Annotated in this window: 1 tRNA gene; it reads left to right on the top strand. The window is 47.1% G+C overall.

Annotation, left to right across the window (positions count from 1 at the left end):
* Positions 1-45 precede the first annotated feature (45 nt).
* Positions 46-121: transfer RNA gene (locus M8318_RS00130), tRNA-Ala, on the top strand.
* Positions 122-308 lie beyond the last annotated feature (187 nt).

A 308-nucleotide genomic window follows, 5' to 3' on the forward strand; every position in this document is an offset into this window, starting at 1 on the left:
GCCTACCAAATTTGCCACGCAAATTTGAAGAGATTTAACTACGATGGGGCTATAGCTCAGCTGGGAGAGCGCCTGCCTTGCACGCAGGAGGTCTGCGGTTCGATCCCGCATAGCTCCACCATCCTTTTACTGCGACAACATGAAAACTTCAGAGTGTACCTGCGAAGGTGCGCTGCGAAGTTTTGCTCTTTAAAAATCTGGATCAAGCTGAAAATTGAAACGACACACTGTGTCTGCTCTCCGTAATAAGAGCAGATGAAGGTGTGTTCGAGTCTCTCAAATTTTCGCAATCAGAAGTGAAACAGCTT

The sequence above is a fragment of the Leclercia tamurae genome, assembly GCF_025566055.1.
GTDB classification, from domain to species: domain Bacteria; phylum Pseudomonadota; class Gammaproteobacteria; order Enterobacterales; family Enterobacteriaceae; genus Enterobacter; species Enterobacter tamurae.